This is a genomic window from Pseudomonas sp. Eth.TT006 (genome assembly GCF_054456575.1).
Genome location: NZ_JBTJEN010000009.1, coordinates 89,302 through 105,659, shown reverse-complemented (window position 1 = coordinate 105,659; position 16,358 = coordinate 89,302). Strand labels below are relative to the sequence as shown.

Genomic DNA, 16,358 nt, shown 5'->3' with positions numbered 1-16,358 from the left:
CTTCGCGAGCAAGCTCGCTCCCACAGGTTCGGTGATGTCTGAGCATTGGTTAAAAGAGTCCTACCCATGTCCGACTACTTGCTACAAATGGCAGTGATCACAACGTAGATCTCTGTTTGTGCAAAAAACCTTGTGGGAGCGGGCTTGCTCGCGAAGACGGTGGTTCAGCTTGCATCACTGTTGAATGTGCTGGCGCCTTCGCGAGCAAGCCCGCTCCCACAGGTTCGGTGATGTCTGAGCCCTGGTTATAAGAGTCCTACCCATGTCCGACTACTTGCTACAAATGGCAGTGATCACAACGTAGATCTCTGTTTGTGCAAAAAACCTTGTGGGAGCGGGCTTGCTCGCGAAGACGGTGGTTCAGCTTGCATCACTGTTGAATGTGCTGACGCCTTCGCGAGCAAGCTCGCTCCCACAGGTTCGGTGATGTTCGAGCCCCGGTTATAGGAGCCCTGCCCATGTCCGACTACCTGCTGCAAATGAACGGCATCGTCAAAACCTTTGGCGGTGTCAAAGCCCTCAACGGCATCGACCTCAAGGTCCGGCCCGGCGAGTGCGTGGGCCTGTGCGGTGAGAACGGCGCCGGCAAGTCGACGCTGATGAAAATCCTCTCCGCGGTTTACCCCCACGGCACCTGGGACGGCGAAATTCTCTGGGCCGGCCAGCCGCTGAGGGCGCAGTCGATTAGCGAAACCGAAGCCGCCGGCATCGTCATCATCCATCAGGAACTGACCTTGGTACCCGACCTGTCGGTGGCCGAGAACATTTTCATGGGTTATGAGCTGACGTTGCCCGGCGGACGGATGAATTACCCGGCGATGATCCATCGCGCCGAAGCCTTGATGCGCGAATTGAAAGTCCCGGACATGAACGTCTCGCTGCCGGTTTCGCAGTACGGCGGCGGTTATCAGCAACTGGTGGAAATCGCCAAGGCCCTGAACAAACAGGCGCGTCTGCTGATTCTCGACGAGCCCTCATCAGCCTTGAGCCGTTCGGAAATCGAGGTGCTGCTGGACATCATCCGCGACCTCAAAGCCAAGGGCGTGGCTTGCGTCTATATCTCGCACAAACTCGATGAAGTCGCTGCCGTGTGCGACACCATTTCGGTGATCCGCGATGGCAAACACATCGCCACCACCGCCATGGCGGACATGGACATTACGCAGATCATCACCCAGATGGTCGGGCGCGAAATGAGCAACCTTTACCCCAGCGAACCGCACGCGATTGGCGAAGTAATTTTCGAGGCGCGCCACATCACTTGCTACGACGTCGATAACCCGAAACGCAAACGCGTCGACGATGTTTCCTTCGTGCTCAAACGCGGCGAAATCCTCGGCATCGCCGGGCTGGTCGGTGCCGGGCGCACGGAGCTGGTCACCGCGCTGTTCGGTGCTTATCCCGGGCGCTACGAAGGCGAAGTGTGGCTCGACGGGCAACCGATCGACACGCGCACGCCGCTCAAATCGATCCGCGCCGGCGTGTGCCTGGTGCCGGAAGATCGCAAGCGTCAGGGCATCATTCCGGACCTGGGCGTCGGGCAAAACATCACCCTGGCGGTGCTGGACAACTATTCGAAACTCAGTTGCATCGATGCCGAAGCCGAACTGGGCAGCATCGACCGCGAAGTCTCGCGCCTGCACCTGAAGACCGCGAGTCCGTTCCTGCCGATCACCAGCCTGTCCGGCGGCAATCAGCAGAAAGCCGTGCTGGCGAAAATGCTTTTGACCAAGCCGCGCGTGCTGATTCTCGATGAGCCGACGCGCGGGGTGGATGTCGGCGCCAAATACGAAATCTACAAATTGATGGGCGCGCTGGCGGCCGAAGGCGTGTCGATCATCATGGTTTCCTCCGAGCTGGCTGAAGTGCTCGGCGTCTCCGACCGCGTGCTGGTGATCGGCGAAGGCCAGTTGCGCGGCGACTTCGTCAACGAGCAACTGACCCAGGAGCAAGTCCTTGCCGCCGCCATCAGTCAGCCCGGCAGTCATAACAATAATGATCGGAAAACCGCGTAAATGAATCAGGTCAAACAATTGTTCACCCGCTACAAGATGCTCGCGCTGGTGTTTGCCGTGGTGTTTATCTGGCTGTTCTTCACCTGGCAGACCGAGGGTGGATTTCTCACCCCGCGCAATCTCTCCAATCTGCTGCGGCAGATGTCCATCACCGGAATTCTGGCCTGCGGCATGGTGCTGGTGATTATCAGCGGTGAGATCGATTTATCGGTCGGCTCCCTGCTCGGCCTGCTTGGCGGTCTGGCGGCGATTCTCGACGTGGTTTATCACATACCGCTGTTGGCCAACCTCAGCCTGGTGATCCTGTGCGGGTTGCTGATCGGCCTCGCCAACGGCTACATGGCCGCCTACCTGCGCATTCCCTCGTTTATCGTCGGCCTGGGCGGGATGCTGGCGTTTCGCGGGATTCTGCTCGGCATCACCGGCGGCACCACCATCGCCCCGGTCTCGCCATCCCTCGTCTACATCGGCCAGGGTTATCTGCCCCACGCCATCGGCACCGGCCTCGGTGTGCTGTTGTTCGCGCTGACCGTGTTCCTGACCTGGAAACAACGCCGCAATCGCGCGCTGCATGGGCTCGCCGCGCGGTCGCTGCTGCGTGACGTGATCCGCGTCGTGGCGATCGGCGCGGTGCTTGCCGGTTTCGTCCAGACCCTCAACAGTTATGACGGCATTCCGGTGCCGGTCCTGCTTCTGCTGATGTTGCTGGGGGTGTTCAGCTACGTCGCCAGTCAAACCGTGTTCGGCCGACGCGTGTATGCGGTGGGCAGCAACATGGAAGCAACGCGCTTGTCCGGGATCAACGTGCAGGCGGTCAAGCTGTGGATTTTCGGGATCATGGGCGTGATGTGCGCCCTCGCCGGTGTGGTCAATACCGCACGCCTGGCGGCCGGCTCACCCTCCGCCGGGAGCATGGGCGAACTCGACGCGATTGCCGCCTGCTTCATCGGCGGCACCTCGATGCGCGGCGGCTCCGGCACAGTCTACGGCGCGCTCCTCGGCGCGCTAGTCATCACCAGCCTCGACAACGGCATGTCGATGCTCGACGTCGACAGCTACTGGCAGATGATCGTCAAGGGCAGCATTCTGGTGCTGGCGGTGTGGGTGGATGTGAGTACACGCACAGGGCGCCGCTGAAACGCTGTCAAGCAAGTAGATACGAACTCATAGGGCCAATGTCACCTGGTTGCGGCCCTGATGTTTGCCTTCGTATAACGCCTGGTCTGCGCGATTGAGGGCGCTTTCGAAGGTTTCTCCGTGACGGATTTCGCTCACCGCCAAAGTGGCGGTTACGGTAAGCGGTTGTTCGTTGATTTGTCCGACCCGGTCGCGGATCTGAGCGAGGATTCGCTGAGCCACCGCCTGCCCCTCACGGGCGCTTGTACGGGGCATCAACACCAGAAACTCTTCGCCGCCCCAACGCGAAGCAAAATCGCTGGGGCGTACGCTGCGGTTAATGGTATCGGCCACTTGCTGGAGAATGATGTCGCCCTGATCGTGGCCCATCCGGTCGTTGATCTGTTTGAAATGGTCGATATCCAACAGGATGATCGTTGACGATCCGGACTCGGCCAAGTGCAGCACTTCTTGTAACACGCGCCGTCGGGTGTAGAGGTTGGTCAGGCTGTCGCGATTGGCTGTGTTGAACATTTTCGATTGCATTGAACGCGTGAAGCGCACCGACAACGCCGTGCAATGCAAGAGCACGCCAAGCGCGACCAGCAGATTGAACAGACCCAATGCGTCCAGCAACAGTGGCGTGACGTGGTAGGTGCTGCCGATATGTTCACGCAACGCGAAGCCTGCTGCCGAGACAACGACTATCGCCAGATTGAAAGAAAAGCGCAGCCATCGCGAATTCTGGAAACTGAACGCGACAATCGGCACCAGGCAGTAAAGGTAAAAATAGAAATTGCTCTCCCACCCCAGCAGCCACGTGGCCACCAGGGCATGCAGGACGATTTCCACACTCATCAACAGGCCGGCAAGGCGATAATGCCCGGCACGAATAGCCTTCAGGCACACCACATACAGCAGAACGCTCAGCACATTGATCACTGCAAGCGAAGCGATGTGCAGCAAGCTGCAGATAACAAAAAATACCAGATGGATGGCAAAACCGAGCTGCACTATGGGGACTATGTGTTGCCAGAACTGTGCGGTCGTTTCACGCGTCAGCTGCGCATGGTCGCTTGTCGACAGGTTTTTCATTTGCAGCCTCACGGTGTTGCGTTGCTGGCAGGTGGGCAAAATCCGCGCTGGATTGATGTCCAGCGTATCGGGTGTCATTGGCTTGTATCCCGGATAACAAGGCAGACGCCATGTGACATCAGCCGTACCGAATCTGTCACGTCCCAAATAGCCCTTTCCTTCCCGTTTATTGCCCTTCGTCTCCATGATCTCGTAGCAGCCACCACGAGAGGAGCGCACGTACGCTGTGTCTCGCGTTCATCCTGGTCGTTCGGCAATCGGCAAATGCCTTGACACTTACTGTAGTGGCCGCTATAGAATATACGCAATCTGTAACGACTACTATTTAAATACCTAAAAACGCATTCGCCGATCAAATCCCTGAACAGGAGCTACACCATGAGCAATCCGACCTACGTTCACGACTACAACGCAATCGTAAGCGTGCTGAACCAGTACAACGAAGGTGGCAAGCAGGCGCAAAGCAGCCTGATGAAACCTGCTTTCAGCGAGCAGGCCACCATCTTCGGCGTGGATAACGAAGGACAATTGAGCGGCGGCCCGATCCAGGGGCTGTTCGACACGATCGATAGCGCTTTCCGTCCCTCCCCGGAAGCGAAAGGCGCCATCGTCAACGTCGATATCGTGGGCACTGCAGCAAGCGCGCGTATCGATACCAATGATATTTCCGGCTTCTGCTTCACCGACTTTTTCAACCTGCTCAAGGTTGATGGAAAGTGGACTGTCATCAGCAAGATCTACCACACCCACGTCGCCCCTTGATCCCCCGCCTTGCTCAACGGTGCCAAGCCCAAAGCTAATGCCGCCCGCGAGCACATTTTTTTCACCAGCGAATAGACGACCGGTCTATTTAGCCCGAGATTCAACATGACAGATAATGCTACCCGCACTGACTTATTCACTCCGATCAACCTGGGGGCCATGGAACTTGCCAACCGGATTCTGATGGCCCCTGTCACGCGTAGTCGCTACGGCGAAGATGGCATCCCTAACGAGCTGCACGCAGAGTATTACGCACAGCGTGCCAGCGCCGGTCTGATCATTGCCGAAGCAACCAATATCTCCGCGCAAGGGCGCGGTTACGCGGCAACGCCTGGTATCTGGAGCGAAGAGCAGGTTGCCGGCTGGAAAAAAGTCACGGATGCCGTGCATGCGGCCGGCGGCAAGATCGTCAGTCAGCTATGGCATGTGGGAAGGTTTTCCAGTGTCGAACTGCAACCCGATGGCGCCGCACCGGTTGCACCGTCTGCGATCAAAGCGCAAGGCGACACTTACACCACCAACGGTTTCGTTCCGGTGTCCATGCCACGGGCACTCGAAACCGATGAAATCCCGGGAATCATCGAGCAATACAAACGTGCCGCCGACAATGCCAAACGTGCGGGATTCGACGGCGTAGAGGTGCACTCGGCCAACAGCTATTTACTGGATCAGTTCCTGCGTGACTCGACCAACCATCGCACCGATCAGTATGGCGGTTCAATCGAAAACCGGGCGCGCCTGACACTGGAAGTTACCGAAGCGATCGTCAAGATCTGGGGGAGCCAACGCGTTGGCATTCGTTTGTCGCCAGTGACGCCTGATGCGGGCAACACACCGCCGGACAGTAACGTCATGGCGATGTACGGATACCTGATACAGCAGTTGAACGCATTTGATCTGGCTTATCTGCATTTCGTTGAAGGCGCCACCGCGACCTCGCGGGAAGTGCCAGACGGCGTTGACATGGATGCCCTGAGTGCACAGTTCAACGGCCCCTTCATCGGAAACAATAATTACGACCTGGAAATGGCCATTGAACGTCGCGCCCAAGGCAGGATCGACGCCGTTGCATTCGGGCGTCTGTTTATCTCCAACCCAGACCTGGTTGAGCGCTTTCGGCGAGGCGTCGAACTGACCATCGCCCCTCGCGAGTCCTACTACGGCGGCGGCGCGAAAGGCTATACCGACTGGCCGGTCGGCAACTACTGACTGTCACTTCATAGTTGCAGCAAGCTGGAACCCGTCGAGGCATGAGGTGACGGCCAGCCCGATCAATTGAACTGATATGAACAGGGCGCACTTCCAGCCATGGCGCCCGTCGCATCTTAGAGAAGATCATTTTGTGTATGATTGGCGCAGACACATGTTCCCGGGCACTACTGCCTGGCTAAGGTATTGCGCCCAATGACAACTCCCACGCCAACCTCGGTTTCTCGCGCCAAAGGACGCCCCCGCTCGTTCGACCGTGACCAGGCACTGCTGCAGGCGCTTGCAGTGTTCTGGAAGCGGGGTTACGAGCCGGCCTCTGTCGCAGAACTGTGTTCGGCGATGGGCATCAGCCCTCCCAGCCTTTATGCAGCGTTCGGTAATAAGGCCAAATTATTCCTCGAAGCGGTCACCTATTACGAAGAGACTTTTTGGGATGCCACTTGGGAGCGTATGGGCGACGAGCCGGATATCGTGCGCGCCATCAGCGACTTCTTTCACACTTCGGCGTCGATACTGACAGAGCCCGAGGCGCCATGCGGCTGTATGGTCGTGCTTGCGGCAGTGAATGTTTCTGACGATGCGGAAGAAGTTTCTGCCGCGCTCAAAGCTTTGCGCCAAGAGGGTCGTAACTATTTGCAAGATCGTCTGGATCGCGCAGTGGCGGACGGTCAACTGCGCCACGACACCAATACCCGCCTGCTGGCCTCGGCCTTGAATACGCTTCTCGAAGGTATGTCGCTGCAAGCGCATGACGCGGTCAGCCGGGAAGATCTGCAAGGCATTGGCGCAACAGCCGTAGCGATGTTGACTCCTTCCCTCTCGGCTTGACTGTAATTACTCGCGCATGATCAAAGAACTCAAAACGCTGATAGCAGTGGCAAGTGAAGGCACCTTCGCCGCCGCGGGCAGCAAGATCGGCCTTACCCAAGCGGCCGTCAGCGCACAAATGCAGCGCCTCGAAGCTGAGCTTGGGGTCGAATTATTCGACCGAAAAGGTCGCTCGGCGCAACTCAATCAAATGGGACAGCAGGTGCTAAGGCAGGGCCAGGAACTGGTGCGCCAGTTCAAGAATCTCGGCACCAGCGCGGTAGGCCTTCCAGCCAGTATTCTGGTCACTCTCGGCGCGATTGCGTCGGTACAACGCTCTTACTTGCCGGAGGCTCTTGCGCAATTTCACCATTGCTCTCCGGAATGCCGGACGCGTGTGGTTCCCGGGCTCTCGATGGAATTGGTGAATCAGGTCGACTCAGGTGAAATCGACATGGCCGCAATCATTCGCCCACCCTTTTCGCTGCAAAGCGACCTGCGCTGGACGACGCTGGCGCGTGAACCGTACCGCTTGATCGTACCTGCCGATATGCCGGGTGAGGACTGGGCGGAGCTGGTTTCCACTCAACCGTTCATACGCTACGACCGCTCATCTTTCGGCGGGCGCCAGGTTGACCGGTTCTTGCGCCAGACCCATGTTTCATTACATGAGGTCTGCGAGCTCGATGAACTGGATGCGATCATCAAACTCGTCGCGAACGGCGTTGGTGTAGCACTCGTCCCGGAAACTGCCACGAGCAATGAGTGGCCGCGTGAAGTGCGTGCGATCGACTTGAAAGAACGCACTTTTCACCGTGACATCGGACTGGTTCATCGTACGCGGCGCAGTCTGAGCGAGCCGGTAAAGTTGCTGGCTCAACTCATCATCGAGCAGGCTGCGAAACGGCACTAGCCAGGGTTCTTGGCCAGATAGGCGGATTGCCCACCGCAACGATTCATTATTGATTTATCAGGCAAAAAAAGAGCCTTCGACGCGGTTGGCGTGGAAGGCTCTTATGTCTCACTGGCTAGACGCTCTGCCCGGCAGCTGCACCGTCTTTGCGTACCAAGGGTGCTTTTTCCCACTTGGCAATGACCAGAGGGGCAATTGCATTACCCAGCACGTTCAATGTCGTGGTTCCGCTATCAATGATCCGGAAAATCCCGGCAATCAACGCAACCCCTTCCAGCGGCAGTCCGGCAGACGCCAGGGTCGCCGACAAAATGATAATGGCAAACCCAGGCACACCTGCAGCGCCCTTTGACGTCAGCACCATCGTGACCACCAGCAAAATCTGCTGCGTCAATGACAGATCGATGCCATACAGCTGAGCGATGAAGATCGTTGCCACGCCGAGGAAGATCGAAGCGCCGTCCAGATTGAACGCATACCCCACCGGCACTACGAAGCTGACAATGCGGCGAGGGACGCCATAGGCTTCCAGCTTGGTCATCAACTGCGGCATGACGGCAGCAGAGGCTGCACTGGAGAAAGCCAGAATCAACTCATCGCGAAAGTGTTTGATCAACTTGAAAACATTTTCACCGATCAGATAGCAGACCCCTCCCAACATCGCCAACGCAAAGGTAATCAGCGCCAGATACACAACCCCGATCAACTTGAGCAACGGCAACAAAGAGGCGAATCCAAACGTGGCAACTGTGGCGCCAATCATGCCAAACACACCGATGGGTGCATAAGCCATAACGAAGGACACCACTTTGAACATTGCGTCGGAGAAACCTTGAACCACGGCAATGACCGGTGCGGTCTTCGCTTTAGGCAACGTGTTCAACGCCATTCCGAGCAATACCGCGAAGAACAACACCGACAGCAACTTCGCTTCCGACATCGCCACGATGACGTTATCGGGAACGATATTTTGCAGGATGATCAGCGCGCCTTTCGACGGCTCCATATGCACAGCGGCAGCGCTATGGGATATGCCCGCAATTTCGGTGCCTTTGCCTGGCTCGAAAAGGTTGGCAAAACACAAACCCAGAACAATTGCGAGGCTGGTGATCGCAAAGAAGTAAACCAGTGACTTCGCGCCCATCCGACCGAACGATTTGTTATCACCACCGCCCGCGATACCGAGAATCATGCAACAGAACACAATCGGCACAACCACCATCTTCATCATCTTGATGAAGATATCTCCGAGTGGTTTAAGCACTTCGGTGCTGACCCAAACCTGATTTTCCGGGTGTGTATTGAAATACCAACCCACGAGCACGCCAAGCAATAGCCCGGCAACTATTTGCCAAACCAAAGGGATACGTTTCATGTCTAGCCTTTTATTGGAATGAGAGGGGCTGCTGTAGCGCAGTAGCTAGATTCATGAGCTTCCAGCTCATTTGAGTGTTTCTGGCGCACGTCGAATGTGCGCCAGCTTTACATCACTTGGCGAATAGCTGGCTCATATCCTTGAATGCTTTGAACTCGAGGGCATTGCCGCACGGATCGAACAGGAACATGGTGGCTTGCTCTCCGACCTGTCCCTTGAAGCGAATGTAAGGTTCGATAACAAACCTGGTCGCGCGCGCTTCGAGGCGTTCAGCCAACGCTTCCCATTGTGCCCACTCCAGAATGACGCCGAAGTGCGGAACCGGTACGTCATGGCCATCGACAGGATTGCTGTGAACGCTTTCTTGCGAAGCGGTCTTCGGGTGCTCGTGGATGACCAGTTGATGACCGTAGAAATCGAAATCAACCCACTGAGTGCTGGAACGGCCCTCGGACAGACCGAAAACCTCACCATAAAAGTGACGGGCAGCGGCCAGGTCATATACAGGGATTGCAAGGTGGAAAGGAGAGAGGCTCATCGGAACTCCGAAAACAGTTTTTATTGGTTTGTGAAGCCGGACGTCGCGCTGGATGACCGGCGGTTTTTTTCAAAGCAGAGTCATGCTAAAACGCCTCTGACGTTAAAAAAATCAATATAAATTTTTCACAAACACAATTTTATTTTGTTATTCGCAAGCCTGTTTTGAGTTCTGCGCCGCGCGGTGGCGGCGCGTTGCACTTGATGCGAGCCCAATCCTGGCTTACTCGATCAACGGCACCTTGCTCGCGCGTTCATACGGCCCGTACTCCACCGGCACCCATTCGAAATGCTTGTCCACGGCGCTGATGTGGCCAATACCGGGGAACGGCAAGTGCGCGGCCGCGACCCAGGTCTTGGTGGTGGCAGCGGCAGTGAATACCTGATTGCGGCTCTTGATCGCTTGCTGACTGTTTACGTCGAACCCGATCGACACTTCCGGATGCAGGAACTGCACCGCTAGGTTATGCACCAGGTCACCCATGAACAGAATGCTCTGGCCCTGCGAGGTGAAGCGGTAGGTGGTGCTGCCCGGCGTGTGCCCGGCCTCCAGCGCCGCTTCGGTCACACCCGGCACTGGCAACTGGCCGGGGGCGAAGGTTTTGAAGTGTCCGGCCGCGACGTACGGCGCGGTGGAGTCCTGGGCGATTTTGAAATAACCCTTGGCCGCCTCGGGCGCCTTGGCCAGCGCTTGCGGGTCCAGCCAGTAATCGGCTTCGGCTTTTGCGGCATACACCGTTGCGTTGGCGAAGATCGGTTGTTTGTGATCGTCCACCAAGCCGCAGACATGATCCAGATGCAGGTGGGTCAGCAAAACCACATCGACCTGCTCCGGCTTGTAGCCGGCGGCTCGCATATTGGACGAGAGCTGACCGGCGGTGGCACCGATGCATTGACCCGCGCCGGTGTCGACCAGGATCAGTTGCTTGCCGGTATTGATCAGAAACGCGTTGAACGCGGTTTGCACGCCTGGCGATTCGATCGCACGCCGCGCCAACAGCGCGCGGATCTGATTCTGGCTCATGCCCTGCAACAACTTGGGCGACAGGTCGTTGTAACCGTCGAACAGCGCCGTGACCTCGTAATCACCGACCGCCAACCGATAATAACCGGGCACCTGACTGGCCTGAATCGGCGCCTGGGCCTGAGCGCCGAACGATGCCATGACTAACCCAAGCGCTAATCCGCGCAGCGTGCATGTCTGAGAATGTTGCATGTCTCACCCCTGATCGAGTTGGAAACGCGGCGACTTCTGTCAGCCGCAGTCAATCGATCATGCACGTGTAAGGCATCGCGAAATTGCAGGCTTGTGCTGATTTGCCCCCAGACCGCGTGGGCACGGTTACCCGGCTGTGGCTGACGGCGCCAGAATCTCCCCGAGAAAATCAATGAACACATTGATCCGGCTCGAGCCGCGATGATTGGGCAGGTACAGCGCGTTGATGCAACTGCTGGCACTGCCGGGGTTGGCCTCGTAGTGTTCGAGCAGACGAATCAGGCGGCCGGCGGCCACGTCGTCGCGCACCAGCCAGTCGGCCAGCAGCGCCACCCCGCCGCCACCGATGGCGGCTTCGCGCAGAATGTCAGCGTTGTTGCTTTGCAGGCGTCCCTGAACGTTGAGCTGAATCGCGTCCTCAGCGTCCTGAAAGGTCCAGTGTTGATGACTGCCGCCGTAGTCAAAACGCAGGCATTGGTGCTCCAGCAAATCCTGCGGCTGTGCCGGCGCTGGATGTCGCGCAAGGTAGTCCGGGCTGGCGACTACCCAGCGCTGAAACTGCCCGACGCGTTTGCTGACTACGTCTTCGCTGACCACTGTCGAGCCCAGGCGCACCGAAACGTCGATCTGCTCGCTGAGCAAGTCGCTGACCTGATCGCTGAGGGACAGGCTGATTTCCAGACCTGGGTGACGCTCGAGCAAACGGCTGAGGTGCGGGGCAATGAGGCGCCGGCCGAACTCCACCGGCACGCTGATGCGCAGTCGTCCCTGCGCCTCGCTGCCACGGTCGGCGACCACGGCGTCGGCTTCGTCGATGGCGTCGAGAATGGCCACGGCTTTTTCGAAATAGATCTGCCCGGCGACGGTCACGCTGGTGTTGCGCGTGGTGCGGTTGAGCAGGCTCGCGCCCAGATCGTGTTCCAGCCCCGCCACTTGCCGTGTCACTGAAGACGTCGAGATCCCGAGCTTGCGCGCGGCCGAGGAATAGCCGCCGCAGCGCACGGTTTCAACAAACATTTTCAGGGCCAGCAACTTGTCCATAAGTGAAGTCCGCACGAAGGAAACGGCGTTGATTGTGCAACATCGATCGCCCGTCGTCTTGTATGCCCGTGCTTGAACCAATGGCATTAACAGCGTTGCTTGTCACGCAACGCGCTGTTGCGCGAGCCAGTGATTCTCCGGCGCTCGCGACTTCTCTAGGCTTTAGCTCCTGGCGCGGTGATCTTTGGCGGCGCCCTTCCCAAGTGATTACAAGGAGCGTTTCCATGACTCGTACCTCGTCCGCACGACCACTGCCTGCCCTGTTTCGCGCCCTGCAATGAAGCGCTCATTCCTGCAATCCAGAACACTGTGGATCAGCGTCGCCGTGCTCGCGGTCATCGGACTGATCTGCGCCACGCTGCTGATGTGGCGCCCGGCGATTGCGCCGATCGAACGCCCACTCAGGTTCGATGCCGCACAGGTGCAGCGCGGTGCCCGAGTCGTGGAGGCCGGCGACTGTGCGGTGTGTCATACCCGCCCCGGTGGTGAATATCTGGCCGGCGGGCTGCCGCTGGTGACGCCATTCGGCACGCTGTACAGCACCAATATCACTTCGGATGCGCAAACCGGTATCGGCCAGTGGTCGCTGCCGGCGTTCGAACGGGCGATGCGCCAGGGCATTGCCCGCGACGGGCATTTCCTCTACCCGGCGTTCCCCTACGTGCACTATCGGCGGATGAGCGCCACCGACATCGCCGACGCTTATGCCTACCTGATGAGCGGCCCCGCCGTGCAGGCACCGGCGCGGCAGAACCAGATGAATTTCCCGATGAACATTCGTCCGCTGGTGTCGTTCTGGAATCTGCTGTTTCTGCACGGCGAACCGATCGAGCCTGACGCGCAGCAAAGTGAGACATGGAATCGCGGACGTTATCTGGTTGACGGTCCCGGCCACTGTGCCGGCTGTCACTCGCCGCTGAACCTGATTGGCGCAGAAAAATCGTCGAAGTATCTGCAGGGCGGCAGCGTCGATGGCTGGGACGCGCCTTCGCTGCTCGGTCTGGGACAACGCGCCTTGCCTTGGCACCGCGAGCAGCTGGTGAGTTATCTGCGCGCCGAGGTGGTTGCCGGTCACGGCACGCCGGCCGGGCCAATGCGCCCGGTCAGTCTGAGTCTGGCGCGATTGCCGGCGAGTGAAGCCGAAGCCATCGCCGACTACCTGCTGAGTCTCGACAATCCGCAAACCGTCACCGAAACCACAACCAATCCCGCACCCATCGACCCGGCGACGCAAGCCTCTGGCGTCGTGCTGTTCAGCAGCGCCTGTGCCGGCTGCCATGGCGCTGCCGCACCGATGCGCGAGATCGACGGGCGCCCGTCGCTCAGTCGTACCTCGGCGTTGAACGCCGTCAGTTCACGCAACTTCGTCAAAACCGTGCTTGAAGGACTACCCGCCACGCCCGGTGCACCGGGGCCGGTCATGCCGCCGTTCGCGGCCAGTCTCGACAACACGCAAATCGCCGCGCTCGCCACTTACCTGCGCCAGCGCGCCCGCCCCGATCAACCCTGGGTCGACCTTACTGCCACTCTCGAAGCGTTACGTCAGGAGACGAAATGAGCCAGATCACCCTCAACGTCAACGGCGCCGTCCGGCCGCTGGAACTCGAGCCGGACATGCCGCTGTTGTACGCCCTGCGCAACCACCTGGGCCTGAATGGCGCCAAGTACGGCTGCGGTCTGGGTCAATGCGGCGCCTGCACGGTGATCGTCGACGACCAGCCGGTGTTCGCCTGCCTGACGCCATGCGCCGGGCTCGAAGGCAAAAAAATCCGAACCGTCGAAAGCCTCGGCAGCGCGGAAAATCCCGGTCCGCTGCAAGCCGCATTCATTGAAAAACAGGCGGCCCAGTGCGGCTACTGCATCGCCGGCATGTTGATGCGCGCGCAGTCGCTACTCGAGCGCGATCCGCATCCGGACGAGCAGACCATTCGCGAGCACATGGCTGGCAATCTGTGCCGCTGCGGCACGCACCTGCGCATCATCGACGCCATCAGCGCGGTTGCCGGGCACAGCGGGAGCCGGGCATGAGCACAACGAACGAGTTGAATCCCAGCCGCCGCGCCTTCCTTCGCGGCGGCGCGCTGCTGATGGCCTTCACCCTGATGCCGATGGCGCGCCGGGTTCTCGCCGACAGCGAAGTCGATACCCTCGGCACCGTGGTGCTCGCTCCCGACTTGCCCGGCAGTCTGCGCACCAACCCGTTTCTGGATGCGTGGATTCGCATCGGCGCCGACGGCATCAGCGTGTACACCGGCAAAGTCGAACTGGGGACCGGAGTCAAAACCGCGCTGCTGCAAATCGCCGCCGAACGCTTGCAGGTCGCCCCGTCGGCCATCAACCTGCTCACCGCCGACACCGCGCTGACGCCGAACGAGGGCTACACCGCAGGCAGCCACAGTATTTTCGACAGCGGCACGGCGTTGTTCAACGCTGCCGCGCAGGTGCGCGAGATGTTGCTCGAGGCCGCGGCGCGCAGCTGGCAGGTTGATCCGGCGCTGCTCGGCACGCGTGACGCTACGATCCATGGCCCCGCCGGGCAGCACATGACTTACGCCGAAGCCGTCAGCCATGTCGATGTGCATCTATACGCCAAGGCGCAATCGCCGGTGATGGCGCCGGTGGATTTCAAACTCATCGGGCATTCGCTGCCACGTCTGGACATCCCGGCGAAAGTCAGCGGCGGCGCCGCGTTCGTGCAGGACATGCGCCTACCGGGCATGCTCCACGCCCGAGTGATTCGCCCGCCGCGTCCGGGCTGCACGCTGCAACGCTTCGATGCCGCTGCTATTGAAGCGCTGGCCGGGGTGGTCAAGGTGATCCGTGATGGAAATTATCTGGCGGTGGTCGCCCGTGATGAATGGCAAGCGATCAAGGCCATGCGCCGGGCGACCGAGCTTGCGCAGTGGAGCGGCGGCGATGCGATTCCCGAGGCAACGGAGATTCATGATCTGCTCAGGCGCCTGCCGGCGCGGCGTTATCCGATCAGCAATGACGGCTCGCCCGACAGCGGCGCCGACACACGATTTCGCGCGCGGGTGACCAAGCAATATTTGATGCACGGCTCCATCGGCCCGTCCTGCGCGGTAGCCTGGTTCAAGGATGAAGTGCTGACCGTTTGGACGCACACGCAAGGGGTCTACCCGCTGCGGGCCGGCATTGCGGAGATGCTGCGTCTGCCACCCGAGCGTGTGCGCTGCATTCACACTGAAGGCTCCGGTTGTTACGGGCACAACGGCGCCGACGATGCCGCCGCCGACGCAGCTTTGATCGCTGTGCGCGTGCCCGGCACGCCGGTGCGTGTGCAGTGGATGCGCGAACAGGAAAACCTCTGGGAACCTTACAGCTCGGCGATGGTGGCGGAAGTCGACGCCGGCCTCGCGAACCAGCGTCTGCAGGACTGGCACTACGAACTCTGGACCACCCCGCACAACGAGCGAATCGTCAACGCCGGGCGCCTGCTGCCCGCCCGGCTGCTGGCTAAACCCTTCACCTCGGCGCCGTCGGTGCCGATTGCCCAGCCCGAAGGTGACGGCGATCGCAACGCGGTGCCGCTGTACGAACTGGGCGCCACGCAAATCAACATGAACTTCGTTACCACGATGCCTTTTCGCACCTCGGCAATGCGCTCGCTTGGCGCGCACATCAATATTTTTGCCATTGAAGCGGCGATCGATGAACTGGCCAGGCAAGCCACAATTGACCCGGTGGCGCTGCGTCTGGCGCATCTGACTGACCCGCGCGCCCGTGCGGTGATCGAGCGTGTGCGCGACGCCATCGACTGGCCGCACAAGACTGACGAACCCGGCGCTGGCCTTGGGTTCGCCTTCGCCCGCTACAAAAACATCATGGGTTACTGCGCCATTGCGGTCAGGCTGCGCGTGCATCCGCAGACCGGGGAAGTCCGCGTCGAACATGTGGTCACGGCGGTGGATGTCGGGCAGATCGTCAGTCCGGATGGTCTGCGCAATCAGGTCGAAGGCGGGATTGTGCAGTCGACGAGCTGGACGCTGTACGAAAAAGTCGCCTACGACGCTGGCGGGATTCGCAGTTACGACTGGAGCGGCTATCCGATCTTGCGCTTCACGCAACTGCCGAAAAAAGTCGAAGTGATCCTCCTCGATCAGCCCGGCCAACCGTTTCTGGGCGCCGCCGAAATTGTCCAGGGGCCGATGGCCGCCGCGCTGGGCAACGCCGTCGCCGACGCTACCGGACGGCGCTGGCTGAACCTGCCGCTGACCCGCTCGAATCAACAGATCTGAACGCAGGGGCCGT

14 protein-coding genes are annotated in these 16,358 nt (G+C 59.5%); 9 read left to right on the top strand and 5 right to left on the bottom strand.

The annotated features are described in order from the left end of the window. Positions 1–458: 458 nt before the first annotated feature. Together xylG and ACXR0M_RS16120 are read left to right on the top strand one after the other, a co-directional pair. Positions 459–2,015, top strand: a complete 1,557-nt coding sequence (xylG, locus tag ACXR0M_RS16125) for a D-xylose ABC transporter ATP-binding protein (RefSeq protein ID WP_458832795.1) — start codon at positions 459–461, stop codon at positions 2,013–2,015. Beyond that, positions 2,016–3,152, top strand: coding sequence for a sugar ABC transporter permease (locus ACXR0M_RS16120; RefSeq protein ID WP_458832794.1), 1,137 nt, complete (start codon positions 2,016–2,018; stop codon positions 3,150–3,152). 27 nt (positions 3,153–3,179) lie between these two features. On the opposite strand, the gene ACXR0M_RS16115 is transcribed toward ACXR0M_RS16120, so the two are convergent. Continuing rightward, on the bottom strand, positions 3,180–4,304 hold the full coding sequence (locus ACXR0M_RS16115) for a GGDEF domain-containing protein (protein WP_458832793.1): 1,125 nt from the start codon (positions 4,302–4,304) through the stop codon (positions 3,180–3,182). A gap of 300 nt (positions 4,305–4,604) precedes the next feature. Here ACXR0M_RS16115 and ACXR0M_RS16110 point away from each other — a divergent pair, with 300 nt between their 5' ends. The 4 genes from ACXR0M_RS16110 (at position 4,605) to ACXR0M_RS16095 (ending at position 7,917) form a co-directional block, all read left to right on the top strand. Next, on the top strand, positions 4,605–4,988 hold the full coding sequence (locus ACXR0M_RS16110) for a nuclear transport factor 2 family protein (RefSeq protein ID WP_458832792.1): 384 nt from the start codon (positions 4,605–4,607) through the stop codon (positions 4,986–4,988). Between the two features lie 105 nt (positions 4,989–5,093). Further along, a complete protein-coding gene (locus ACXR0M_RS16105; protein WP_458832791.1) occupies positions 5,094–6,197 on the top strand; it encodes an alkene reductase in 1,104 nt (367 codons plus the stop codon). Positions 6,198–6,392: 195 nt separating this feature from the next. After that, complete coding sequence (locus tag ACXR0M_RS16100) at positions 6,393–7,025, top strand: TetR/AcrR family transcriptional regulator (RefSeq protein ID WP_458832790.1); 633 nt, start codon at positions 6,393–6,395, stop codon at positions 7,023–7,025. A gap of 16 nt (positions 7,026–7,041) precedes the next feature. Further along, the gene (locus tag ACXR0M_RS16095) at positions 7,042–7,917 is read left to right on the top strand and encodes a LysR family transcriptional regulator (RefSeq protein ID WP_458832789.1); all 876 of its coding nucleotides are present in this window, start codon (positions 7,042–7,044) and stop codon (positions 7,915–7,917) included. A 115-nt stretch (positions 7,918–8,032) separates the two neighbouring features. Here ACXR0M_RS16095 and ACXR0M_RS16090 read toward each other — a convergent pair whose 3' ends face one another. The 4 genes from ACXR0M_RS16090 to ACXR0M_RS16075 all read right to left on the bottom strand — a co-directional run bounded on the left by ACXR0M_RS16090 (position 8,033) and on the right by ACXR0M_RS16075 (position 12,086). Continuing rightward, a complete protein-coding gene (locus ACXR0M_RS16090) occupies positions 8,033–9,292 on the bottom strand; it encodes a cation:dicarboxylate symporter family transporter (protein ID WP_458832788.1) in 1,260 nt (419 codons plus the stop codon). Positions 9,293–9,404: 112 nt separating this feature from the next. Beyond that, positions 9,405–9,830 (bottom strand): VOC family protein, encoded by a 426-nt coding sequence (locus ACXR0M_RS16085; RefSeq protein ID WP_458832787.1) that lies wholly within the window; start codon positions 9,828–9,830, stop codon positions 9,405–9,407. A 222-nt stretch (positions 9,831–10,052) separates the two neighbouring features. After that, entirely contained in the window at positions 10,053–11,045 is a 993-nt protein-coding gene (locus tag ACXR0M_RS16080; RefSeq protein ID WP_458832786.1) for an MBL fold metallo-hydrolase, read from the bottom strand. 126 nt (positions 11,046–11,171) lie between these two features. Next, a complete protein-coding gene (locus ACXR0M_RS16075; protein WP_458832785.1) occupies positions 11,172–12,086 on the bottom strand; it encodes a LysR family transcriptional regulator in 915 nt (304 codons plus the stop codon). 292 nt (positions 12,087–12,378) lie between these two features. Between ACXR0M_RS16075 and ACXR0M_RS16070 the strand changes: the two genes are divergently transcribed. The 3 genes from ACXR0M_RS16070 to ACXR0M_RS16060 are packed head-to-tail and all read left to right on the top strand — an operon-like array spanning position 12,379 to position 16,345. Then, complete coding sequence (locus tag ACXR0M_RS16070) at positions 12,379–13,644, top strand: c-type cytochrome (RefSeq protein ID WP_458832976.1); 1,266 nt, start codon at positions 12,379–12,381, stop codon at positions 13,642–13,644. Further along, positions 13,641–14,114 (top strand): (2Fe-2S)-binding protein, encoded by a 474-nt coding sequence (locus ACXR0M_RS16065; RefSeq protein ID WP_458832784.1) that lies wholly within the window; start codon positions 13,641–13,643, stop codon positions 14,112–14,114. The genes ACXR0M_RS16070 and ACXR0M_RS16065 overlap by 4 nt, the downstream gene beginning before the upstream one ends. Continuing rightward, entirely contained in the window at positions 14,111–16,345 is a 2,235-nt protein-coding gene (locus tag ACXR0M_RS16060; protein ID WP_458832783.1) for a xanthine dehydrogenase family protein molybdopterin-binding subunit, read from the top strand. The genes ACXR0M_RS16065 and ACXR0M_RS16060 overlap by 4 nt, the downstream gene beginning before the upstream one ends. The last annotated feature ends 13 nt before the right edge of the window (positions 16,346–16,358 follow it).